Genomic DNA, 22687 nt, shown 5'->3' with positions numbered 1-22687 from the left:
CCAGGGCTTACGCTCCCGGGCATGACCAAGTTCATCGTCACCGTGTGCCTGCCTCCGACCGCTCCTCGGAAGCTTCCACGGGCGATAGCCGCCGCCATGGCGCCCTACGACGCCAACCTCACCGAGGGATGGAATCCGGTCGGTCACTGGGACCGCTGGACCATCCACTCCAGCCCGGGCAACGCCTACCTCGTGATGCCTCAGCACGACGGCGACCGCAGGCTCGTCACGGCCTCGACCGTACCTCGCAGGAAGGCCGCCCTCGATGCCCTCGGACCGCTGGAGTGCTATGGCGGGCCCCGGGGTCTGCTCGACTTCGACGGTATGCGGGAACGAGCGGCGCGCACGCATGACGCCCTGCTCACCGCTTGGACCGAGCTGACGGCGACACACCCGCCGGCCCGCCCGTTCTCCGACTTCGCCGCCCGCCACGAGGCCGAGCCCGAGAGGTACTCCATGGCGGACGCCAGGGAGGAGCACCTGGCCCAGCCGCTGGTGCAGGACGTGGCCCGGCGGGCGGTCGCGGGAGACCCGCACTTCGACATGTCGTTCCTCACCGGCGACCCGGTCGCGTACTTCGCGCAGGAACACGAGGAAGAACGGCTGTGGGCGGTCCGGTGCGCCGTGCCCGGCTTCGCAGTGGTCACGCTCGACGGCTCGTGGACGGACGCGGACACGGACGGCCACTGGGAACAGGCCAACCGCTATCTCGACGGCCTCGACGCCGAGGCCGTCGTCCTCGACCTGCTCTGTCACTCCTGAGCCGCAGGACCGGCCCGGCCCGCAGAGGTCGCACCGGCGGCTGCACGCCGGCAGCCCCTGACTAGCCCATCTGACGCCGCACCAGTTCATGGAGCTGCCCGCTCGTGTCCGCGAGGAGCTCGGCGGGCGGTCCCTCCTGGACGACACGACCGTCCGCCATCACGATCACGCGATCGGCGTCCATGACCGTGGACAGCCGGTGCGCGATCACCACACGGGTGGCCTTCAGGGACCTGGTGCTCTCGATGACGGTGCGCTGGGTCTCGTTGTCGAGCGCGCTGGTCGCCTCGTCGAAGAACAGGATGCGGGGCCGCCGGACCAGCGCCTGGGCGATCATCAGCCGCTGGCGCTGACCGCCGGAGATCGAGCCGCCGCCGGAGATCATCGTGTGCAGCCCCATCGGCATGCGCTTGATGTCCTCGGCCAGCCCCGCCATCGCGGCGGCCTCCCACGCCTCCTCCTGGGTGAAGACCTCGGCGCCGCAGATGCAGTCCAGGATCGATCCGGCCAGCGGCTGGGCGTTCTGCAGGACGACCCCGCACTGACGGCGCACGGCTGCCTGGTCGAGCGCCGTCAGATCCTGACCGTCGTACAGGACGCTGCCCGAGACCGGCTTGTCGAAGCCGATGAGGAGCCTCAGCAGCGTCGACTTGCCGCATCCGCTGGGGCCCACGATCGCGACGAACTCGCCCGGCCGTACGGTCAGCGACACCTCGTCCAGGACGACGGGACCGTCGTCGGAATAGCGGAAGGACACACCCCTGGCCTCGATCCCCCCGGACAGCACGCCCGGCTGGGTGCTGGCGCCGCGCACCTCGGGGGCCTCGTCGAGCACCGGCTTGATCTGCTCGAACATCGGCAGCACTGCGGCCGCCGACACGAACGCCCCGGTGAGCTGGGTGACGGCGGTCAGCAGCATCGTCACGGACGTGTTGAAGGTCAGGAACTCACCGGCCGTCAGGGAACCCTTCGCCGGTCCCGCCAGCAGGACGAAGATGATCAGCGAACACAGCGGCAGGTAGACGGCGTTGAGGACCGTCGTCAGATTCTTGATCCTGCCTGCCCGCTTCTGCAGCTCACGGCTGCGGGCGAACTCCGCCGCCCACGCCCCGTACGCGAAGCTCTCAGCCGCCGCGACCCGCAGCTTGGGCAGCCCCCGCAGTGTCTGGAACGCCTGGTTGTTCAGCTTGTTCCCCAGCACGATCAGCCGGCGCTGCCAGCGGAGCTCCCACATGCCCATGGCCAGGAACACCCCGGCGATGACCACCAGCATCGCGACGGCCGTGAGCGCCAGCGGGACGCTGAACCAGAGCAGCAGCCCCAGATTCATCGCCCCGAGCGTGCCCGCCTGCACCACGACGGGGCCGGTGCCGGACAGCACCCGGCGGATGGAGCTCACCCCCATCGCCGCGCTCGCCAGTTCTCCGGTGGAACGCCCGGTGAAGAACTTCGTCGGCAGCCGCAGCAGCCGGTCCCAGACCGCTGGCTGGAGCGTGCTCTCGATCCGCCCCTCCATCCGCAGGATCGTGAGGTTCTGCAGCAGCATGAAGGCAGCCGAGACGACACCGGAGATGATGACGGCCAGCGACACCTGCACGATCAGCGCGTTCTGGGCGTTGGGCACGTACACGCCGAGCACCTTGCCGGTGGCGATCGGCACCAGTGACCCCAGCGCGACCGTCACCAGCCCGGCCAGCACCAGGTTCCGCAGGTCGCCCCGCGTGCCGAACAGACCGAAGCGCAGCAGCTGCCTCCTGCTCAACGGCTTCTCCGGAAGCGGCCGGTAGAACATCACGGCGCGCTCGTCGAACTCCTGGGCACAGGCGCTGTCGACGCGGGCGCGCCGCCCGGTCAGCGGGTTGACCGCCTCGTAGCGGCCACGGCGCCAGAGCAGGGCGACCGGCGCACCGGACGCTGCCCTCATGCCCACCAGCGGCCCGGAGTTCTCCCGCCACCAGCGACCGTCGAGCCGAACCGCGCGGGTGCGGATGCGCGAGGCGACCGCGACGCGCTCGACCGGGTCGACCCGGTCGCTCACCGCCCCGCCCGTCGCGGGCTCCGCGAGTACGATCCCTGAATCCCGGGCCACCAGACGGCATGCCGCGTACACGGCGTCGTCCGAGGCCCCCTTCGCGGCCGACGCGCCCCTCCCGGACCGGCTAATCGAGGTCAGCAGGGCGTGGTCGGCCTCCTTGCGGACGGCCTCGCCGGCCTTGAGACCGGCCGCGGTCCGGTCCTCGTGGGCGCGCTCAAGCTGTTCGATCCAGCGGTCCAGCGCCGACAGCAGGCGGTACTGCTGATTGACCATCCCCTGCCACATCGCCGGGTCCACGAGCAGGTCACCCGCCGCCTCGGCGCTGAAGGCGGCGCCGTACTGCACGCTTCCCGGCGATACCGGCAGCCACAGGATGTCGTCGTCGCCGACCGTTCCCTCGAAAGTGGTCCGCCCGTCCAGCGGGGCTTCGAACAGCACCCGCCGGCTGCGGCCCACACCGAGGGAGAAGGCGTGCTCCAGGAGACTCAGCGTGGCGTCACCGGTGTCGTAGTGGCTGCGGTACTGCGCCTCGTACGCCTCCTGGCCGGCGTACTCCGGCCGGTACAGCTCACGCAACGCGATCCGGCGCAGCACACAGTCCTGCAGGGGCCGGCCGACCAGGGTGTGCTGCGGGCCCTCGACCGGACCCAGCACGAGCGTTCCCGGCTCGAGCCTGCCGAGGAAGTGCCAGTGCCCCTGCGCCGCCGCGTCCACCGCGAACAGGTCGAGGGCGCCGCCCACGACCAGCCACAACACCTGGGGCCCCTCCAGCGAGAGACTCCGCAGCCCGGTGCAGTCGACCGGCTCGCCGAGAGCTCCCAGCGCGCCGATGACCGGGTCCTGCCCGGGCGCCTCCGTGCCCGCGAGGGGATGAACGGATGCCATGTCAGTGCTCCCTGACGAGATCGGCGTAAGGGCCACCCGCGGCCACCAGGGTCTCGTGCCGGCCGCGTTCCACGACGGTCCCGTGGTCCAGGACCACGATCTCGTCGCTGTCGCGCACCGTGCTCAGCCGGTGCGCGATCACGACGCAGGCACAGCCGCGCCGCCGGAGGTTGTCGATGATGATCCGCTCCGTCTCGGCGTCCAGCGCGCTGGTGACCTCGTCCAGCACCAGGATGCTCGGGCGGCGCACGAGGGCCCGGGCGATCTCCAGGCGCTGGCGCTGCCCGCCGGAGAAGTTCCGCCCGTCCTGCTCCACCCTGCTGTGGATGCCACGGGGGCGGCGGGCGACGACGTCGTACAGGGCGGCGTCCCGCAGGGCCTCGGTCACGGCCTCGTCCGGGACCGAGGGGTCCCACAGCGCCACGTTGTCCCGGACCGTCCCCTCGAAGAGGAAGACGTCCTGGTCGACGAAGGACACGGACGCGGCCAGAGCGCCCCTGGGTATGTCCTCCAGGCGCTGCCCGTCGATGCGGATCGTGCCCTGCCACGGGCTGTACAGCCCTGAAATGAGCCGCGAGACCGTCGACTTGCCGCTGCCGGACCCGCCGACGAGCGCCACCTGCTGCCCGGGGCCCACGGACAGGGAGAATCCGGTGAGCAGCGGCTTGTCGAGCGGGCTGTAGCCGAAGGTGATGTCCTCCAGCGTCACATGGCCCTTGAGCCGGCGGGTGCTCGCGGCCGGCTCCGGGCGGGAGTACAGCGCGTCGACGGGGAAGTTCTCCACGTCCTTGAGACGGGCCACGTCGGCCGCGAAGTCCTGGACCCGGCCCGCCACCCCGTTGAGCCGGGTCACCGGCGCGGTGAAGCGGGTCACCAGCGCCTGGAAGGCGACGAGCAGACCGATCGAGATGTGCCCCTCGACGGCCCGCAGCCCGCCGATCCACAGGATCAGCGCGCTGTTCACCGTGGCGAGGGCGGGGGCGACGACGCCCAGCCAGGCACTCGGCACCCCGAGGCGCTGCTGCTCCTCCAGCGTCGTCGCGTGCTGCCCGGCCCAGCGGCGGAAGTAGCCGTTCTCGCCGCCCGTGGCCTTCATCGTCTCGATCAGCTGGAGACCGGTGTACGAGGTGTTGGTCAGCCGTGCGCTGTCCGCCCGCAGCTTCTGGGTGCCGGTGGCCCGCAGCCGTACGACGATGCGCATCGCGACCACGTTGAGCAGCGCGATACCCACCCCGATGACCGTCAGCTGGGGGTCGTACGTCCACAGCAGGAACGCGTAGAGGAGGACGACGATGCCGTCCACACCGGCCGCGGTGAGATCCCGGGCGAGCGTCTCGGCCACGGCGTCGTTCGACTGCAGCCGCTGGACGAGGTCGGCCGGACTGCGCTGGGAGAAGAAGGTGACCGGCAGCCGGAGCAGGTGCCGGAAGAAGCGCGCGCTGCCGAGTGTGGAGGAGATGATGCGCCCACGCAGGAGATTCGCCTGCTGCAGCCAGGTCAGTACGACGGTGAGCGCCACCATGGTGCCCATCGCGGCGAACAGCACGCCCAGCAGCGAGGTCTGTTCACCAATCATGAACATGTCGATATAGGTACGGCTCAGCGCCGGGAGCGTCGCGCCGACGGCCACCAGCAGCAGGCTGGCGAGCAGGGCGACCAGCATCGTGCCCGTGGTTCCGCGCAGCCGGGCCGGCAGCGCGGCCATGACACCGGGCTTCCGGCCGCCGCGCTCGAAGTCCGCGCCGGGCTCGAGGACGAGGACGACCCCGGTGAAGCTGGTGTCGAAGTCCTCGGTGGGCACGAACCGGCGACCCTTGTCGGGGTCGTTGATGTGCACGCCCCTCCGTCCCAGGCGGCGCCCCGCACCGTCGTACACGACGTAGTGATTGAACTCCCAGAACAGGATCGCGGGTGCCTGGACCTCCGCGAGGGCCGCCGGCTCCATCTGCATGCCCTTGGCCTGGAGGCCGTAACTACGGGCCGCCTTCAGTACGTTGCTGGCGCGAGAGCCGTCGCGCGAGACGCCGCAGGCGATCCGCAGTTCCTCCAGCGGCACATGGCGTCCGTAGTGGGCGAGCACCATCGCCAGCGACGCCGCACCGCACTCCAGGGCCTCCATCTGGAGCACGGTGGGGGTGCGTACCGTCTTCGTCCGCCTGGGCCTGGGCGCGGAGCGTGACCGTCGCCTGTTGCCCGGGGCTCCCTCCGGGCGGTGCCTGCCCCGGCCCGCGGGCGGCAGCTGCTGGGCGGTGGGGGACGGGTGCGGTGCGGTCACGGGAGCAGCCAATCGATCGGGCGCTGGTCGGCGAGACGGACGGAGCCGGTGGCCAGGGTCATGGAGCCGACCGTGTAAGGAGGCCCCTCGGCCGAGGACCACCGGTAGCCGGACTCGGTGGAGTCCGAGCGTTCGATCCTCACCAGGACCGCCAACGGCCTGCCGTGCCGGGAGAACTGCTCACCGAGCTGGGCGTCGCCGAGGAAGCGGGTGATCTGCTGCTGTGTCTGCGCGGTCCTGCCGACCGCAGCCACCTTGCCGCGCAGCACGCCGTACTGCTGGGCGGGTACGGACTGGACGGTGAGGTCGACGGAAGCGCCCACCGGGACCGACGGGGCGCTGCTGCCGGAGACGTACAGCAGGACGACAAGGGGATCGCCGGCTCCGTCGATCCGCTCGACGCTCGCCACATCCGCACCGGTGGCGACCACCGCGCCGATCGTGGCGGTCACCGAGGTGAGCCGGCCCGCGTCGATCGTACGGACGACGCGCTCGCCCTGCTCCGTACGGACCTTGAGCAGCGGGGCGTTCCGGGGCAGGGTCTCGCCCTCGTCGGCCAGGACCTCGGTGATCTGTCCGGCGACCGGGCTCTGCAGGATGTAACTGCCGCGGGAGTGCGTGAGGATGCCGGGCGCGTCGAGGGTGCTGGCCACGGAACCCGTCACGGCCCAGAAGCAGGCGGCGGCCATCACGGCGACGGTGACGCAGAGGACGAGCAGGCCCTGGGGCCGGGCGAAGCGCACCGGAAGATCGAGCTGTTCGGGCGACTGCAGCTTGGAAAGGGCCTGTTGGCGGAACTGCACGGAACTCTTCCCTCAACTGTCAGCGGTCGGCACCGAGCCCCGGAACCGTCGGGTTCCGGGGCTCGGCGGGGTCCTGCCGTGTCTCAGAGACCGGCGGTGAGGCCGGTGGCCAGGCCGGTGACCGCGCCCGTGTTCACGCCGGTGGCGCCCTCGACGAGACCGGTGACCGAGCCGACGGCGCCGGCGACCGGGACGATGCCCTCAACGGTGCCCGTGACGTTGCCGACGAGGCCGCCGACGAGGCCGCCCGAGACGTTGTCGAGGTCGCTGTCGGAGATCTCGGCGGTCTCGACCTGGGGGGTGTAGTTCATGATGAGGAGCCCTTCGTGTGGAAATTGCTTATATACGGAAACCCGTGGTGCAGCCTCCGTATGGCCCAGGATCAAAGCACGCCTGCGCCTCGTACAGCCAATCGAACTGCGGTGGATCTGTCGTTGTGCCGCCGCTGACTCCCGCTTACGTGGAGAAGTGGTCATTCCGTGGCGGCAGATCCTTCACGAGCTTCACCGGACGAATTCCGAGTCGTCGCAACTTAACGTCTCCCAAGTAGGGCACTCTCGCCCGAATCCACCCGTTGACCCGCCCGGACCTGCGGTTCCGTTCCAGGTCGCGTGATCGGTGTGCGCATGCCGTGTGCAGGTTTCCCTGATTCGGCGGCCCCTCGTAATTACATGCCGCGGGAGTGCGGGCCGACGGAGGGTCTCGGAAGGTCGATATTCATGTGCTTGTAAAAGATGAGCACGACTCGCATTTGGTGCGAGTGGGTTTCCGGTGAATGGGCGGCGTGTTTATGGAGCACTTCACGAGTTCGCGTGTCCATCCGGTCACCCGAACTCCGGCTCTGTGGAGAAGGTGTGCCGTCCGTCCCGGCCGCGCAGCGTGGTGCGGGCGGTTCACGCGGGCGCTCGTGTGGGCCGGACGGGCGGTGGTGTGCAGGGAGCGGCGCGATTCATCCGATGAAACGGCTGCATCACCCTTCTCGCGGGCGACACCCGGCGCTACCATCGGGATGCTATGGGAGCGCTCCCATCTCTGTGTCAGCCCCGTACCGCCGCTGTGCGGCGGACCAGCTCGGAGAGGACGTTTTCGTGCGCTTGAGCACCAGACCAATCGCCGCCCTACTGGCGGCACTTGCCCTCACCGCCGGGTTGTCGGTCACCGGCACCCCGGCCGCGGCTCGCCCGGCCGACGGGCCCGCCGCGGCCGAAGCATCGGAGGTGTCCGTCGCGGCGGACACCTACACCTGGAAGAACGCACGAATCGACGGCGGTGGCTTCGTGCCGGGCATCGTCTTCAACCGTTCCGAGAAGAACCTCGCCTACGCGCGCACCGACATCGGTGGCGCCTACCGCTGGGACCAGGCGGGCAAGCGGTGGACACCGTTGCTGGACTGGGTGGACTGGGACCGGTGGGGCTGGTCCGGGGTGGCGAGCCTCGCCTCCGACGCGGCCGACCCCGACAAGGTGTACGCCGCTGTCGGCACGTACACCAACAGCTGGGACCCGACGAACGGAGCGGTCCTGCGTTCCTCGGACCGCGGCGCCTCCTGGAAGGCGGCCACGCTTCCCTTCAAGATCGGCGGCAACATGCCGGGGCGCGGCATGGGGGAGCGGCTCGCGGTCGACCCGAACAAGAACTCCGTGCTGTACCTGGGCGCACCCAGTGGCAACGGCCTGTGGCGGTCCGCCGACTCGGGGGTCACCTGGTCGGAGGTGACCGCCTTCCCGAACCCCGGCAACTACGCGCAGGACCCGTCCGACACCAGCGGATACGGCAACGACAACCAGGGCATCGTGTGGGTGACCTTCGACGAACGCTCCGGCAGCGCCGGCAGCGCCACCCAGGACATCTACGTCGGGGTCGCCGACAAGGAGAACACCGTCTACCGCTCCACGGACGGCGGCGGCACCTGGTCCCGGATCGCCGGTCAGCCGACGGGCTACCTCGCGCACAAGGGCGTACTCGATTCGGAGACGGGCCACCTCTATCTGACGCTGAGTGACACGGGCGGCCCGTACGACGGCGCCAAGGGGCGGATCTGGCGGTACGACACGGAGTCGGGCGCATGGAAGGACGTCAGCCCCGTCGCGGAGGCCGACACCTACTACGGCTTCAGCGGCCTCTCCGTCGACCGGCAGAAGCCCGGCACCCTGATGGCGACCGCCTACAGCTCCTGGTGGCCCGACACCCAGATCTTCCGCTCGACGGACAGCGGTGCCACCTGGACGAAGGCCTGGGACTACACCAGCTATCCGAACCGTTCGGACCGCTACACACTGGACGTCTCCTCGGTGCCCTGGCTCAGCTGGGGTGCCAACCCGTCCCCGCCGGAGACCGCGCCCAAGCTGGGCTGGATGACGGAGTCCCTGGAGATCGACCCGTTCGACTCCGACCGCATGATGTACGGCACGGGCGCGACGGTCTACGGCACCGAGAACCTCACGTCCTGGGACTCCGGCGGGCAGTTCAGGATCACACCCATGGTCAAGGGCCTGGAGGAGACGGCCGTCAACGACCTGGCGAGCCCGCCCTCGGGCGCGCCGCTGCTGAGCGCCCTCGGTGACATCGGAGGCTTCCGGCACACGGACCTCGACGCGGTGCCCGCCATGATGTTCACCTCGCCGAACCTTGACTCGACCACCAGCCTGGACTTCGCGGAGACGGCTCCCGGTACGGTCGTACGCGTCGGCAACGCCGACGCCGCCCCGCACATCGGCTTCTCCACCGACAACGGCGCCAACTGGTTCCAGGGTTCCGAACCCTCCGGCGTCACCGGCGGCGGCACGGTCGCCGCAGCGGCGGACGGCAGCGGATTCGTCTGGAGCCCCGACGGCGCGGCCGTCCACCGGACCACCGGTTACGGCAACTCCTGGACCGCCTCCACCGGAATCCCCGCGGGTGCCACGGTCGAGTCGGACCGGAAGAACCCGAAGAAGTTCTACGGGTTCAAGGCCGGCACCTTCTACGTGTCCACCGACGGCGGAGCCACGTTCACCGCGAAGGCGACCGGTCTCCCCGCCGAAGGCAACGTCCGTTTCAAGGTGCTCCCCGGCGCGGAGGGTGACATCTGGCTCGCGGGCGGCGCCTCGACCGGTGCGTACGGGCTCTGGCGCTCCACCGACTCCGGCGCGACCTTCACCAAGTTCTCCGGTGTGGAACAGGCCGACAGCGTCGGCTTCGGCAAGGCTGCCACCGGGGCCTCGTACCAGACCGTCTTCGTCAGCGCGAAGATCGGCGGGGTGCGCGGCATCTTCCGGTCGACGGACGCGGGCGCCAACTGGACACGGATCAACGACGACGCGCACCAGTGGGCCTGGACCGGCGCGGCGATCACCGGGGACCCACGGGTCTCCGGCCGGGTGTACGTCTCGACGAACGGCCGGGGCATCCAGGTCGGCGAATCCCCGGACAGCGACGGCGGAGGCACGGACCCCGGCCCCGATCCGGATCCCGGCCCCGGTCCGGAGGAGGCCGCCTGCAAGGTGACGTACACGGTCACCAACCAGTGGTCCGGCGGCTTCCAGGCCGAGGTGACGGTCACCAACACCGGCGCCGCGGCCTACGACGGCTGGCAGCTCGGCTGGTCGTTCCCCGGGGACCAGAAGGTCACGCAGATGTGGAACGCCTCCCATCAGCAGGCAGGGGCGAAGGTGACCGCGACGAACGTCGGCTGGAACGGCAAGGTGGCCCCGGGCTCCTCGGCGGGCTTCGGCTTCACCGGTACGTCGACCGGTGCCGGCACCGAGCCGGACGGGTTCACGCTGGGCGGTGAGGCCTGCTCCGTCGGCTGACGCCTGCGGGCCGGCGCGGGGAGGGGTCGCGCCGGCCCGCAGTAAGGGGCGGGAGCGTGAAATGGACATACCGCCCACGGTGTGCTGCATTGGAGTGACCGCTCTCGCCCTCGGAGGTACCCGTGGTGGACGTCGACGTGCTGATCGCAGGTGCGGGTCCGGTCGGTCTCACGGCAGCGGCCGAACTGTGCCGGCGCGGGGTCTCGTGCCGGGTCGTCGACCGGCTCCCCGGACGGCTGCCGTACGCCAGGGCCGTGGGGGTCCAGCCCCGGACACTGGAGATCTGGGACCGGATGGGCATGATCCGCGAGGCCCTGGAGGCGGCTGTCCCGATGCGGGGACAACTGCTCTACATCAACGGGGAGGAACGGGCGCGGATCGACCTGGAAGTGCCCCCGGAGGTTCCTTACGGCTTCGCCGCCCTCCCGCAGTACGAGACCGAGCGCCTCCTCGAGGAGCTCCTGCGGCGCCGGGGAGGGCACGTCGAACGAAGCACCGAACTCATCTCGTTCGAACAGGACCTGGGCGAGGTCAGGGCGGTCCTTTCCACTTCCCCCGGCGGGAGCAGGGAGGAAGGGAGCAGGGAGGAAGTGACCGCCCGCTACCTCCTGGGCTGCGACGGTGCCCACAGCGTCGTACGCAAGGGCCTCGGTCTGTCCTTCGAAGGCGGCGCGCTCCCGGAGGAGTACATGCTTGGTGACGTCGAGGTCGACTGGGACCTGCCGGACGGGTACGGCATCCGCGCCACCCACGTGGTCGACGGCCGGACCGACGACCTCCTCGTGTGCATCCCGCTGCCCGGCGACCGCCGCTACCGGATGTCGATGCACACACCACCCGAACTCTCCCGGGCGGCAGGGGCAGATGCCGGCGGGGTGGTACACGGCCTGAGCGGTGGAGTGGCGCCACTGCCCGGGATCGAACACATCCAGGCGGTGCTCGACCGGCTGTCACCCCGGCCCACGACCGCGACCTCGCTGCGCTGGTCCTCGGTCTTCCGCATCAGCCACCGGATCGTCGACCGCTACGGCGCGGGGCGGGTCTTCGTGGCCGGGGACGCCGCCCACATCCATCCGCCCACGGGCGCCCAGGGCATGAACACCGGGGTCCAGGACGCGTTCAACCTGGCGTGGAAGCTCGCCGCGGCCGTCCGGGGCCACGCGGGTCCTGGACTGCTGGCGAGCTACGACGCCGAACGCCGGCCGGTCGGCGAGGAGGTGGTGGCGCGGACACTCCGCCACGCACGGGCCGGCCTGGGGGCGGAAGCGGAAGACCCCGCGACGATGCTGCTCCGCGAGGCGCAACTGCTCCTCGGCTACCGGGGCAGCCCGATCGTGGGACCGGGTGGCCCGGCCCACGACGGCCCGGCCCACGACGGCCCGGTCCACGACGGCCCGGTCCACGACGGCCCGGTCCACGACGGCCCGGCCCACGACGGCCCGGCCCCCGGCGACCGCGCACCGGACTGCGGTGGTCTCCGGTACGCCCTGGGCGCCTTCCCTGTACGGCTGTTCACCCTGCTGAGGGAACGGGAGCACACGCTGCTGCTCTACGCGGACCATGAGGACGGGACCGTGGCGTTCGACGAGGTCGCGACGGCGGCCCGGGACGCCGGGCACGGCATGCTCGACACCTGCGCGGTGCTCGGCTCCGGCGTACGCGCCCCCTCGCTGCGCACACCCGCCGTGCACGATTCCCTCGGCGAGTTCCGCCGTGCGTACGGCGCGCGGGGCGGTGAGGCGTTCCTCGTACGGCCCGACGGCTATCTCGGACTGTGCGGCGTCCCGGCGGACGGACCGGAACTGCCCGCCCATCTGGCGATGCTCCTCGAAACGTGAAGCGGGGCCCGGCATTGACGCACTGCCGGGCCCCGCTTCGTACGGTGGGTGAGGCTCCGCCCACCTCACCCCGCCTCAGGGAAAGGACACCACCTGGGACGGGATCGTCGACGTACCGGATGTGGGGGAGCCGGTGTTGTTGATGACGTGGTCGTACTGTCCCTGGCCGCCGAGGGAGACGACGAGCAGGTCGTGGAACTTCACTCCGGGTTTCACCGGCGTCGACGAGGAGTCCGGCGAGCTTGACGCCGTCGACGTCGCCGACCTTGATCGCGGTCACGCCGTTGTCCGGGATGATCGTGGCGAGGCCGAGACCAGTGGAAGCCGTCAGGAGAGTGCACCGCCGGTCATGGTGACCCTCGCGGCCGGCCCGCGTAGCCACTGCCAGGGAACCGGCATCTGTACCCGGGACCGCGTCGGTGTAGAACTCGTCGCTGTGACCCCGCAGCAGGCGATCCGGCGCAGCGACGGCCACCCGCTTCGTCACCGGCCGGTACGGGGTGGCCGCACCCACGTTGTCCCGTCGTCCCCCGCCCGGCTCCTGGGGGACGGAGAGGGGGCGAGCCCCTCCGGTGGATCCGCCCGTGCCACCCGGCCTGCCGGTCCGCCTCCGCCGCAGGGGCGGGCGCGGCGGTTCCGGACGGGCTGTCAGTCCCCCCGCGGCCGGGGGAGCAGGAGCCTCCGGATGCGGTGTCGTTCATGCGGCGATCCTGCGAGCACCTCGGAAGCCCCCATACACCGATGATCATCTCTGCCCAAACCTCATCCCGGCGTGGCGTGCCGTCCAACGGGTGACATCCGGCCCCCTGTCACACGATGAGCCCACCGTGTCGCTCGATTGCGGCCCTCCCGAGTGGTGCGCCTCCGGATTTCGGCTGACGGTGGATCACGTCGCACCCGTGATCCCATGAGCCGACAACCAGCCGGCCAGCGCGGGGGTGGCGAAAGGACTGTGTATCCAATGCGCTCTGCCCGCACCCTGTTCGCATCGGCCGCCGTCACGGCGGTCCTCGCGGTCTCCGTCCCCGCCGCATACGCCATGACCTCGGCGGACGACTGGGAGAAGGACAGCGGCTCCTCCGCCGGCAGCAACGACCACCGTGAGAAGCCGGACTCGTGGAAGTACGACAAGCCCGAGGGTGGTGTGCACGCCGGTGGCGGCGCGCTGGCCGGCGTGTCGGCCGATGACTGGGAGAAGGACGAGGAGTCCGGTTCCGGCAAGAACGACCACCGTGAGAAGCCGGACTCGTGGAAGCACGACAAGCCCGAGGGTGGTGTGCACGCCGGTGGCGGCGCGCTGGCCGGCGTGTCGGCTGACGACTGGGAGAAGGACGAGGAGTCCGGTTCCGGCAAGAACGACCACCGTGAGAAGCCGGACTCGTGGAAGCACGACAAGCCCGAGGGTGGTGTGCACGCCGGTGGCGGCGCGCTGGCCGGCGTGTCGGCCGATGACTGGGAGAAGGACAAGGAGTCCGGTTCCGGCAGCGGCATGGACAGCGAGAAGACCTGGAAGCACGAGAAGCCCGAGGGCGGTGTCCACACCGGCGGTGGAGCGATGGCGCTCTCCGGCAGCGGTCTGGCCGCAGGTTCGGTTCTGATGCTCGGTGGCCTGGGTGCCGCCGCGTACAAGCTGCGCCGCCGTAACGCCTCGGGTGCCGCGGCCGCCTGACCGGCGTCCCAGCACCGCTGAATGACCGTGTCGTGGCCGCCGTCCGTTTCCGGGCGGTGGCCGCGCCGATTTTCCCCGTACAGCCGTCCGTCCCTCTCGTACGCGAAAGGCAGCATGAGCATGGCCGACCCGCAGCCGTCCGAACCCGACTCCGCCTCCCCTGCCCTCGGCCGTTCCCTGCTGTGGCCCGTCGCGGCGGTGGGGCTGGGCTTCCTCCTCGTCTACAACTCCTTCGACGCGTCGGCGGGAGTCCCGCCGGCCCCCGCCGTGGTGTCCCTCCCCGCGACCTCGGCTCCCGCCTCGCCCGCCCCGTCGGCGCCCGCGTCCACCGCTCCGCGTGAGCTGCCCCGGTCCGAGCCCGAGCGGATCTCGATCAAGTCGATCGCGGTCGACGCCCCCTTCACGCCCCTGTCGATCGGCTCCTCGGGGCAGTTGGACGCGCCGCCCGCGAACGACCCGAATCTGGCGGGCTGGTTCAAGGACGGCGCCACTCCCGGTGAGCCCGGCACCTCGGTGGTCGCCGGGCACGTCGACACCAAGACCGGCCCCGCCGTGTTCCTGCTCCTCAGCACGCTCAAGGCGGGCAGCACGGTGGATATCACCCGCAAGGACGGCGCCGTCGCCACGTTCAAGGTCGATGAGGTCGAGACGTTCAGCAAGGCGGAATTCCCGAGCAAGCGCGTGTACGCGGACAACGGCACCGCTCAGCTTCGGCTGATCACCTGCGGCGGCGTCTACGACAAGAAGAAGAAGGACTACGAGGACAACGTGGTGGTGTTCGCCCACCTGGCCGCCACCAAGAACACCTGAGGCAGTCCCTGCCCGCTCGTAGGGGCGGCGCCACGGCGCCGCCCCTACGGCAGGCCGGTCTCGGTGTGCGTCCTCAGTGGGCCTTCTCCCGCTCCGCCACGGCGACCTGGTGCAGCGTGCGGCCGGTGCGGGCCGAGCGGGCGTGGTAGGGGTCGGGGGTACCGGGCCGGTCGTGGACCGCCTGCCGGTCGTTGGCCTTGATCAGCAGCCAGGCCTCCGGGCTGCGGGCCCCGTCCTCGTCGTCGACGTGGAAGCGGGTGAGCGCGAACTCGCCGTGCAGCTTGGTCCCGTCGAGGCGGAACGTGGCGTGTCCGCGCTCCAGGGACTCGGCGAAGGGGACGGGTGCGCCCGCGAGGTCGTGGCTGGTCGGGCTGTAGGTGCCCTGGTCCCAGACGATCACGGTGCCGCTTCCCTGCTCGTCCCGCGGGATGACGCCCTCGAACTCGCGATAGGTCAGAGGATGGTCCTCCGTCGGCACCGCCAGCCGTTTGTCGCTCGGATTGTCCGACGGGCCACGCGGAACGGCCCAGGACTTCAGGACGCCGTCGACCTCGAGTCGGAAGTCGAAATGCATACGCCGGGCGTCGTGGATCTGCACCACGAAACGCCGTGTGCTCTCGCTGTCCACGACTGATCCTTCCGCCGGTGCGGCCGGACGATGCACGCCTGCCCGCCCGAGGCCGCGCGAGCCCCGCACAGCCCATGTCTCCACTGTGCCGCCGCCGGGCGCGCGACGCATGGCGGAGGCGGTGTGCGGGCCGCGCGGAGAGGCCGGTCAGCCGGTGTACCGGTCGAGTGCCGCGTCGGCCGCCGCGCTCGAACGGTGCCACCAGGTCGTCACCGGCTCCCAGACCCGGATCCCGTCCGGCGCCCCCAGCGAGGCGGCGTCGAAGGTCCGCCCGCGGTGCGCGGGGTCCCCGGCGACCGTCAGTCGGTCCACCACACGAAGCTCCGTGGCCGCGGGGTCCAGGGTGCGCACCACCGCGTGGACGGAGCCACCGGCCGGCACCCGGTAGGGACCGCTCTCGCCGTCGGGCACCGGCAGTGCGGGGCCGTCCAGATCACCGAAGACGACCGTGGGGATGCGGTCGACTGCGCAGGCCTGCCGCCCGTTGTTGGTCACGCTGATCCGCACTGTTGCCGGCCGGTCCGAGGCGGCTGCGGCGACCTCCAGGCCGCTTTCCCTGCAAGTGGGAAGGGCCGGCGCGGGGGAGGAGGAGGCCGTCGCGCCGGCCGGAGCCGTCAGGGCGAAGGACAGGACCAGGGCTGCGGGAAGGACGGCTTCGATACGGATGCGCATGAGTTGTCCGTTCCCCGCTGCGGTGACTTCTACCCGTACCCGCCCGGTCTGGACCAGATCCTTGACGGACCTCGGGCCACTGCCTTAAATCAAGAGTTGAAAGATACGCCTGGGGCGGGCGCGTCACGTGTTCACCTCTCGGCGCTATCTGTCATGCACATGACTTTCATCTCCCCACAGAAATGATGTGGTGACTGTGCCTTCCCCCCACCCCGCCGTGCCCCGTGCCTCGAAGAGGCGCCGCGCGACGCTGTACGCCGCCCTCTCCCTGCTCTGCTGCTCCGTGGTCATGACCGCGCTGCCCGCCGGAGCCTCGGCCGCACCCGACCCCCACACGGCTGCGTCCTCCACGGCTTCGCGTACGGCGGCCGTTGCCTTCGCCGACGAGTTCGACGGGCCCGCGGGCTCCGCCGTCGACGGCGGGAAATGGCTGACGGAGACCGGCGACAACGTCAACAACCACGAGCGTCAGTACTACACGGCCGGAAACGACAACGCCGCACTCGACGGCCAGGGCAACCTCGTCATCACCGCGCGCAAGGAGAACCCCGGCAACTACCAGTGCTGGTACGGCACCTGCGAGTACACCTCCTCCCGCCTCAACACCTCCGGCAAGTTCACCGCGACGTACGGACACGTCGAGAGCCGGATGAAGATCCCGCGCGGACAGGGCATATGGCCCGCCTTCTGGATGCTCGGCGCCGACATCGGAAGCGTCGGCTGGCCCAACAGCGGTGAGATCGACATCATGGAGAACGTCGGCTTCGAACCAGGCACCGTCCACGGCACCCTGCACGGCCCCGGCTACTCCGGCTCGGGTGGCATCGGCGCCGGCTACACCCTCCCCGGCGGAGCCGCCTTCGCCGACGACTTCCACACCTTCGCGGTGGACTGGGCCCCCGACTCCGTCACCTGGTCCGTCGACGGCACCGTCTACCAGCGAAGGACACCCGCGGACCTCAACGGCAACGCCTGGGTGTTCGACAAGCCGTTCTTCCTCATCCTCAACCTCGCCGTCGGCGGCTACTGGCCCGGCGACCCGGACGGCAGCACCAGCTTCCCGCAACAGCTCGTCGTCGACTACGTGCGCGTGACCACCGGCGACTGACTCCGGGCGGGACCGGCGGCCCACGCCGCCGGTCCCGTGCGCCGACGTAGCATGATCCGTATGGAGCAGCGCACACTCGGCAGGACCGGCCGTGACGTATCGGTCGTAGGACAGGGCACCTGGCAGCTGGGCGGGGACTGGGGTGAGGTGCGGGAGGCGGACGCCTTCGGCGTCCTCGACGCCGCCGTCGAGGCGGGAGTCACCTTCTTCGACACCGCCGACGTGTACGGCGACGGCCGCAGCGAACAGCTCATCGGCCGCTATCTGAAGGACCGCCCGGACGCCGGCATCCTCGTCGCCACCAAGATGGGCCGGCGTGCGGAACAGCTTCCGGAGAACTACGTACTGGACAACTTCCGCACCTGGAACGACCGCTCGCGCACCAACCTCGGCGTCGACACCCTCGACCTCGTGCAGCTGCACTGCCCGCCCACGGCCGTCTACTCCTCGGACGCCGTGTACGACGCCCTCGACACGCTGGTCGCCGAGCAGCGGATCGCCGCCTACGCCGTGAGCGTCGAAACGTGTGCCGAGGCACTCACGGCCATCGCCAGGCCCGGCGTCGCCAGTGTCCAGATCATCCTCAACCCGTTCCGCCTCAAGCCGCTCGACGACGTGCTCCCGGCCGCCGTCGAAGCCGGCGTCGGCATCATCGCGCGTGTCCCGCTCGCCTCGGGGCTGCTGTCCGGCAGGTACACCGCGGACACGGTCTTCGCTCCCGAGGACCACCGCACGTACAACCGACACGGCGAGGCGTTCGACCAGGGCGAGACGTTCTCCGGAGTCGACTACGCGACCGGTGTGGCCGCCGCCGCGGAGTTCGCCGGGCTCGCTCCGGAAGGTGCCACCCCGGCGCAGACCGCGCTGCGCTGGATCATCCAGCAGCCCGGTGTCACCAGCGTCATCCCCGGTGCGCGTTCGACGGAGCAGGCCCGCGTGAACGCGTCGGCCGCCGCACTCCCGCCGCTCTCGCAGAGGACCCTGGACGCGGTGCGCGACCTGTACGACCGCCGGATCCGCGCGGAGGTCCACCCGCGCTGGTGAGCCGAGGGCTCAGTCGTCCTCGTCGTCCTGACCGGGATCGGGCACGGACCCGCCCGGCGCGGGCGATTCGAGCCCGGCCGTCGGGGAGGGGCCCGGATCCGGTGTGTCCGCCGCTCCGGTGTCCGGTGCGAAGAGGACCGTGCCCAGATACACCGCCGCGAGGAAGGCGATCGCTCCGGCCACGGCGCTCGCCACGCGGGGGCGGCGGCGGATGGCCTCACCTGTGCTGATCCGGCGCGTCGAGGCCGGTCTGGACGCCCGGGGTGCGGGCGCGGCCCGTCTGCGCCCGGTGGCCTGCGGCAGCCGGTACGTCGACACGCCCCCGGCGCCGGGTACGGAACCCGGAGCCGGGGCCGGTGAGGCGGCGGCCGGGGCAGCGGGACGCTGGGGGGCCGGTGTGTGCTGCGGCAGTGGCTCGGGCCGCCCGCGCCAGGCGTCCGTACGGAACCAGTCGGACACCTGCTGCGCGGTCGGCCGGTCCTCGGGCTGCTTCGCCAGTAGGCCCAGCAGATACGAATCGAACGCGGGGGAGACATCCACGCCCCGCTGCCTGACCGGCACCGGAGGCGTGTCCACGTGCTGGTAGAGCGTCGCGGTCGCCGTGTCCGAGCGGAACGGCGGCTGCCCTGCCAGAAGCTGGTAGATGACACAGCCGAGGGAGTACATGTCCGACGCGGAGTCGGCTGTACGCCCGAGGGCCCGCTCGGGCGCCAGATACAGACTCGTACCGACGATGTGGCCGGCCGTGGTCAGCGCCGTCGAGGGGTCGTCGACGAACTGGGCTATACCGAAGTCCCCGATCTTCACGGACCCGTCGGCATCAAGCATCAGGTTGCCGGGCTTGATGTCGCGGTGGACGATGCCCTGGCGGTGCGCCGCTGCCAGACCTGCGGCGGCCTGGCCGGCGATCAGGGCGACCTGCTCGGGATGGACCGTCTCCTGGGCCTCCAGCAGATCACCGAGGCTCCTGCCCTCGACCAGCTCCATCACCAGATAGAAGCGGTCCTCCCAGGAGCCGAAGTCGAACACGGCCACCAGGTGAGGGTGGCTCAGACGTGCCGCGGTCTGCGCCTCCAGGCGGAAGCGCGCGGTCGACGAGGCATCGGCCTGGTCGCCCAGCAGCAGCTTCACCGCCACGGCGCGCCCCAGCACTTCGTCCGTGGCGCGCCACACCTCGCCCATACCACCACGGCCGATGGGGGATATCAGCCGGTACCGTCCAGCAACCAGCACCTGTGCACACCAATCTCGATTTTGTGGCCCGCTCCGACAGCCGCGGCGGCGACCTCAACGGGCTCATCGCCTCGGTACGGTGCGTGGGGGTGCGCGGCTTGATCAGGATATCCGTCCCCCGGGCCTCCGCTCGCCCGGCCGGAGCCATGGATGCCGAATCCGGCCAATCGGTTTGCCGGACCGGCCTGTTCTCACCCGGTGGCGAGCCAGTCGAGCACGGCCGCGGCGGTGAATTCGGCCTGCCCGCCCGGGAACAGCAGCTCCGCCCGCCCGAACACCGGGCCGTCCGCCGTCGCTTCGGTGTCGGGGACCGCCACACAGCGCATTCCCGCCGCATGCGCTGCCCGCACGCCCGGGGCGGCATCCTCCAGGACCACGCACGAGTCCGGCGCGACGCCGAGCCGCCGCGCCGCCTCCAGGAACACATCGGGCTCCGGCTTGCCGTGCGCCACCTCCTCCGCGGAGACGAAGAGGGGCAGGTACGCGTCCAGCCCCGTGACCTCGAGCGTGGCCGCGATCGCCGCCCTGGACGACCCGGACGCCACGGCCATCGGCACCCCGTCCCCGTGCAGCCGCTCGACGAGGGCGCGCATCTCCGGGAAGGCGGCTGTCGACGTCCCGGCGAGCTCCAGGTAGAGGGCGTTCTTGCCTGCCAGCAGCTCGTCGACCGGCGCCGCTATCCCGTACTCTCGCGCAGGACGGTGAGGGTCTCACGGGTACCGATCCCGATGAAGCGGGTGTGGTTCTCCCAGCTGAAGTCCCGCACACCGTAGCGGGCGAGGAGCCGGCGCCCCGCCTCGTAGTAGTTCGGCTCGCTGTCGACGAGGGTGCCGTCGAGGTCGAAGAGGACGGACGGTGCCGGGAGGTGCGGGGTCTTCATGGCCTCCAGCATGCCCGACGGTGATCAGCCGGCACCGGCCACCGTCCCCACCGCCTCGAGCCGGAGTCAGCCGGCGCCGCCCACCGCCCTGCCCACCGCCTCGACCAGAGGCAGGACCCGGTGCGCCACACGTTCGCGCAGAGCCACCTCGGTCCGGGTCCTGACCACGCCGGGAAGCTGGATCAACTGCTGGATCACGTCCTCCAGATGCCCGTTGTCGCGGGCCACTACGCGGGTCAGGAGGTCGCCGCCCCCGGTGGTCGAGAAGACCTCGATGATCTCCGGGACGGCGGCGAGCGCGTCGCCCACCTCGTCCAGATGCCCCTGGGTGACCTCCAGGTGGACGAAGGCCAGGACGGGGTGCCCCAGGGCTGCGGGCGACAGGGCCGGGCCCGTGCCCGTGATCACCCCGTCCCGCTCCAGACGGTCCAGCCGGGCCTGAAGGGTGCCGCGTGCGACGCCGAGGATGCGCGCGTACTCGCGCACACTGGTGCGCGGCTGCTCGATGAGCAGCCGCAGGATGCGGGTGTCGAGGGCGTCCACCGCCATGTCCGGGTGTGCTCCTCCTGGTCGGTGATCCGTCGCCCGACTGTACCCAGAACGGCGCGACGAGGTCCGCCCCGGGGACGGCGCGCCGACTCCTGACCGGGCACGTGCTCGCCGCCGGTCAGGAGTCCGGGGGTGGGGCGGCTCGTCCCTTTACTCCGCCTCGGCCAGCACGTCGTTCATGCCGTCGCCCTCGCGCCAGTTCCTCAGCAGTTCGTGGAAGGCGACCGGACCGTCGCCGAAGGACTCGCTGCGCGCCCGAGGCCTGCCCTCGTTGTTGTAGTACCCGGGGGTGCACTCCGCCTGGAACGCGTGCAGGCTCGGAGCCTTCCGGCGGATCGTGGCCACCCACTCCTCCTGCGCCTCGACGGTCGGCTCGATGTGCCGGGCCCGGCGCCTGCCGGACTCGGCGACGACCTCGGCGACGTGCGTGGCCTGCTCGTCGAGGATGTGGACGTAGTTGACGGCGCTGGCGTTCTGCAGCGGACCCAGCTGGAAGAAGTTCGGGAAGCCGTGGCTGTAGAACCCGTGGAGCGTCTTCGGACCCTCGGCCCAGGACTCCAGCAGGGACACCCCGCCCCGCCCGTACACCGGCAGCTTCCCCGACATCACACCGGAGATGCCGACCTCGAACCCGGTGGCGAAGATGATGCAGTCGACCTCGTACTCGACGCCACCGACCACCACGGAGTTACGGGTGATGCGTTCGACCCCGTGGCTGTCCGCGGTGTCGACGAGAGTGACGTTGGGGCGGTTGAAGGCCTGGAGGTAGTGGTCGCTGAACGTGGGCCGCTTGCACATGTAGCGGTACCACGGCTTGAGCTTCTCGGCCGTCCCGCTGTCCTCCACGAGGGCGTCCACACGGGCGCGGATCTCGTTCATCTTCTGGAAGTCGGCTATCTCGTACGCCCGTTCGCGCTCCTCGGCAGGAACATCCGCGTACGCATCGGTCGGGATCAGCTTCTCCTGCAGGCGGGCTGTGCTGGTCCAGGCGTCGTTCACCAGGTCCTCGCCGGCCGCCTTGCCGGTGACGACCTCGAGGAAGTTCTCCATGCGCCGCCGCTGCCAGCCCGGCCGGAGCGACTTCGCCCACTCGGGGTCGGTGGGCTGGTTGTCGCGGACGTCGACCGAGGAGGGCGTGCGCTGGAACACGTGCACCCGCAGCGCGTCGGCTGCGAGGTGCGGCACGACCTGGACGGCCGTGGCACCGGTGCCGATGAGCGCCACTCGCTTGTCTGCGAGCCCCACCAGGCCGCCGTCCTGGTCGCCTCCGGTGTACGCGTAGTCCCACCGGCTGGTGTGGAAGGTGTGGCCCTCGAAGGTCTCGATGCCAGGAATGCCGGGCAGCTTCGCCTGGCTGAGCGTCCCGCTGGACACCACCACGTAGCGGGCCCTGATGCGGTCGCCGCGGTCCGTGGTGACCGTCCACTCCGACGCGCCGTCGTCCCAGCGCAGTTCCGTGGCCTCGGTCTGGAAGCAGGCGTCGCGGTACAGGCCGAAGTGCCGCGCGATGGCCTGCGCGTGTTCGCGGATCTCCTCGCCCGGGGCGTACTTCCACTTCGGGACGTAGCCGACCTCCTCCAGCAGAGGCATGTAGGTGTAGGAGTCGATGTCGCAGTGGATGCCCGGATACCGGTTCCAGTACCAGGTGCCGCCGAAGTCCCCGCCCTTCTCGATCACCCGGATCGACCGTACGCCCGCCTGGCGC

Annotated in this window: 17 protein-coding genes and 1 pseudogene; 7 read left to right on the top strand and 11 right to left on the bottom strand. The window is 70.7% G+C overall.

Annotated elements, in window-relative coordinates; genetic code table 11:
* The first annotated feature begins 21 nt into the window (after positions 1–21).
* A complete protein-coding gene (locus tag BFF76_RS20860) occupies positions 22–762 on the top strand; it encodes a hypothetical protein (RefSeq protein ID WP_065848820.1) in 741 nt (246 codons plus the stop codon).
* 61 nt (positions 763–823) lie between these two features.
* On the opposite strand, the gene BFF76_RS20855 is transcribed toward BFF76_RS20860, so the two are convergent.
* The 4 genes from BFF76_RS20855 to BFF76_RS20840 all read right to left on the bottom strand — a co-directional run bounded on the left by BFF76_RS20855 (position 824) and on the right by BFF76_RS20840 (position 7071).
* Entirely contained in the window at positions 824–3682 is a 2859-nt protein-coding gene (locus BFF76_RS20855; RefSeq protein WP_065848819.1) for an NHLP bacteriocin export ABC transporter permease/ATPase subunit, read from the bottom strand.
* 1 nt (position 3683) lies between these two features.
* A complete protein-coding gene (locus tag BFF76_RS20850; protein WP_079122441.1) occupies positions 3684–5957 on the bottom strand; it encodes an NHLP family bacteriocin export ABC transporter peptidase/permease/ATPase subunit in 2274 nt (757 codons plus the stop codon).
* Entirely contained in the window at positions 5954–6760 is an 807-nt protein-coding gene (locus BFF76_RS20845) for an HlyD family efflux transporter periplasmic adaptor subunit (protein ID WP_065848817.1), read from the bottom strand. The genes BFF76_RS20850 and BFF76_RS20845 overlap by 4 nt, the downstream gene beginning before the upstream one ends.
* An 83-nt stretch (positions 6761–6843) precedes the next feature.
* Positions 6844–7071, bottom strand: a complete 228-nt coding sequence (locus BFF76_RS20840) for a hypothetical protein (protein WP_031100216.1) — start codon at positions 7069–7071, stop codon at positions 6844–6846.
* A gap of 777 nt (positions 7072–7848) precedes the next feature.
* Between BFF76_RS20840 and BFF76_RS20835 the strand changes: the two genes are divergently transcribed.
* On the top strand, positions 7849–10551 hold the full coding sequence (locus BFF76_RS20835; RefSeq protein ID WP_381823125.1) for a cellulose binding domain-containing protein: 2703 nt from the start codon (positions 7849–7851) through the stop codon (positions 10549–10551).
* A gap of 122 nt (positions 10552–10673) precedes the next feature.
* A complete protein-coding gene (locus BFF76_RS20830; RefSeq protein WP_065848816.1) occupies positions 10674–12389 on the top strand; it encodes an FAD-dependent monooxygenase in 1716 nt (571 codons plus the stop codon).
* A 75-nt stretch (positions 12390–12464) separates the two neighbouring features.
* On the opposite strand, the gene BFF76_RS34475 is transcribed toward BFF76_RS20830, so the two are convergent.
* The gene (locus BFF76_RS34475) at positions 12465–12593 is read right to left on the bottom strand and encodes a hypothetical protein (RefSeq protein WP_275935669.1); all 129 of its coding nucleotides are present in this window, start codon (positions 12591–12593) and stop codon (positions 12465–12467) included.
* A 757-nt stretch (positions 12594–13350) separates the two neighbouring features.
* Between BFF76_RS34475 and BFF76_RS20825 the strand changes: the two genes are divergently transcribed.
* Positions 13351–14058, top strand: a complete 708-nt coding sequence (locus BFF76_RS20825; protein WP_065848815.1) for a hypothetical protein — start codon at positions 13351–13353, stop codon at positions 14056–14058.
* Between the two features lie 120 nt (positions 14059–14178).
* Positions 14179–14868, top strand: a complete 690-nt coding sequence (locus BFF76_RS20820) for a class F sortase (protein WP_031096952.1) — start codon at positions 14179–14181, stop codon at positions 14866–14868.
* A gap of 73 nt (positions 14869–14941) precedes the next feature.
* Here BFF76_RS20820 and BFF76_RS20815 read toward each other — a convergent pair whose 3' ends face one another.
* Complete coding sequence (locus BFF76_RS20815) at positions 14942–15607, bottom strand: DNA polymerase ligase N-terminal domain-containing protein (RefSeq protein ID WP_275935668.1); 666 nt, start codon at positions 15605–15607, stop codon at positions 14942–14944.
* Positions 15608–15643: 36 nt separating this feature from the next.
* On the bottom strand, positions 15644–16168 hold the full coding sequence (locus BFF76_RS20810; RefSeq protein WP_031096948.1) for a DUF4232 domain-containing protein: 525 nt from the start codon (positions 16166–16168) through the stop codon (positions 15644–15646).
* Positions 16169–16358: 190 nt separating this feature from the next.
* Between BFF76_RS20810 and BFF76_RS20805 the strand changes: the two genes are divergently transcribed.
* Together BFF76_RS20805 and BFF76_RS20800 are read left to right on the top strand one after the other, a co-directional pair.
* Positions 16359–17276, top strand: a complete 918-nt coding sequence (locus BFF76_RS20805) for a glycoside hydrolase family 16 protein (protein ID WP_065848814.1) — start codon at positions 16359–16361, stop codon at positions 17274–17276.
* A gap of 51 nt (positions 17277–17327) precedes the next feature.
* Positions 17328–18320 carry an aldo/keto reductase gene (locus tag BFF76_RS20800; RefSeq protein ID WP_065848813.1) on the top strand — a complete coding sequence of 331 codons (993 nt, stop codon included), beginning with the start codon at positions 17328–17330 and terminating at the stop codon, positions 18318–18320.
* Between the two features lie 9 nt (positions 18321–18329).
* On the opposite strand, the gene BFF76_RS20795 is transcribed toward BFF76_RS20800, so the two are convergent.
* From BFF76_RS20795 to BFF76_RS20780, 4 genes and pseudogenes are all read right to left on the bottom strand, one after another.
* The gene (locus BFF76_RS20795; RefSeq protein ID WP_053930529.1) at positions 18330–19502 is read right to left on the bottom strand and encodes a serine/threonine-protein kinase; all 1173 of its coding nucleotides are present in this window, start codon (positions 19500–19502) and stop codon (positions 18330–18332) included.
* Positions 19503–19744: 242 nt separating this feature from the next.
* A pseudogene (locus BFF76_RS20790) lies at positions 19745–20433 on the bottom strand (HAD family hydrolase).
* A 66-nt stretch (positions 20434–20499) separates the two neighbouring features.
* A complete protein-coding gene (locus tag BFF76_RS20785; RefSeq protein ID WP_031096937.1) occupies positions 20500–20982 on the bottom strand; it encodes an Lrp/AsnC family transcriptional regulator in 483 nt (160 codons plus the stop codon).
* Between the two features lie 150 nt (positions 20983–21132).
* Positions 21133–22687: flavin-containing monooxygenase (locus tag BFF76_RS20780; protein ID WP_065848812.1), on the bottom strand; the 1555-nt coding region annotated here is incomplete at its 5' end.

The organism is Streptomyces mutomycini, from assembly GCF_001700505.1.
GTDB classification, from domain to species: Bacteria; Actinomycetota; Actinomycetes; order Streptomycetales; family Streptomycetaceae; genus Streptomyces; species Streptomyces mutomycini.
This window is presented reverse-complemented; position numbering and strand designations above follow the sequence as displayed.

Coding starts and splice junctions, on each gene's coding strand:
- BFF76_RS20810 (WP_031096948.1), bottom strand. CDS start 16,168: ATGCGCATCCGTATCGAAGCCGTCCTTCCCGCAGCCCTGGTCCTGTCC.
- BFF76_RS20820 (WP_031096952.1), top strand. CDS start 14,179: ATGGCCGACCCGCAGCCGTCCGAACCCGACTCCGCCTCCCCTGCCCTC.
- BFF76_RS20795 (WP_053930529.1), bottom strand. CDS start 19,502: ATGGGCGAGGTGTGGCGCGCCACGGACGAAGTGCTGGGGCGCGCCGTG.
- BFF76_RS20815 (WP_275935668.1), bottom strand. CDS start 15,607: ATGCGTCGCGCGCCCGGCGGCGGCACAGTGGAGACATGGGCTGTGCGG.
- BFF76_RS20785 (WP_031096937.1), bottom strand. CDS start 20,982: ATGGCGGTGGACGCCCTCGACACCCGCATCCTGCGGCTGCTCATCGAG.
- BFF76_RS20855 (WP_065848819.1), bottom strand. CDS start 3,682: ATGGCATCCGTTCATCCCCTCGCGGGCACGGAGGCGCCCGGGCAGGAC.
- BFF76_RS20860 (WP_065848820.1), top strand. CDS start 22: ATGACCAAGTTCATCGTCACCGTGTGCCTGCCTCCGACCGCTCCTCGG.
- BFF76_RS20800 (WP_065848813.1), top strand. CDS start 17,328: ATGATCCGTATGGAGCAGCGCACACTCGGCAGGACCGGCCGTGACGTA.
- BFF76_RS20840 (WP_031100216.1), bottom strand. CDS start 7,071: ATGAACTACACCCCCCAGGTCGAGACCGCCGAGATCTCCGACAGCGAC.
- BFF76_RS20825 (WP_065848815.1), top strand. CDS start 13,351: ATGCGCTCTGCCCGCACCCTGTTCGCATCGGCCGCCGTCACGGCGGTC.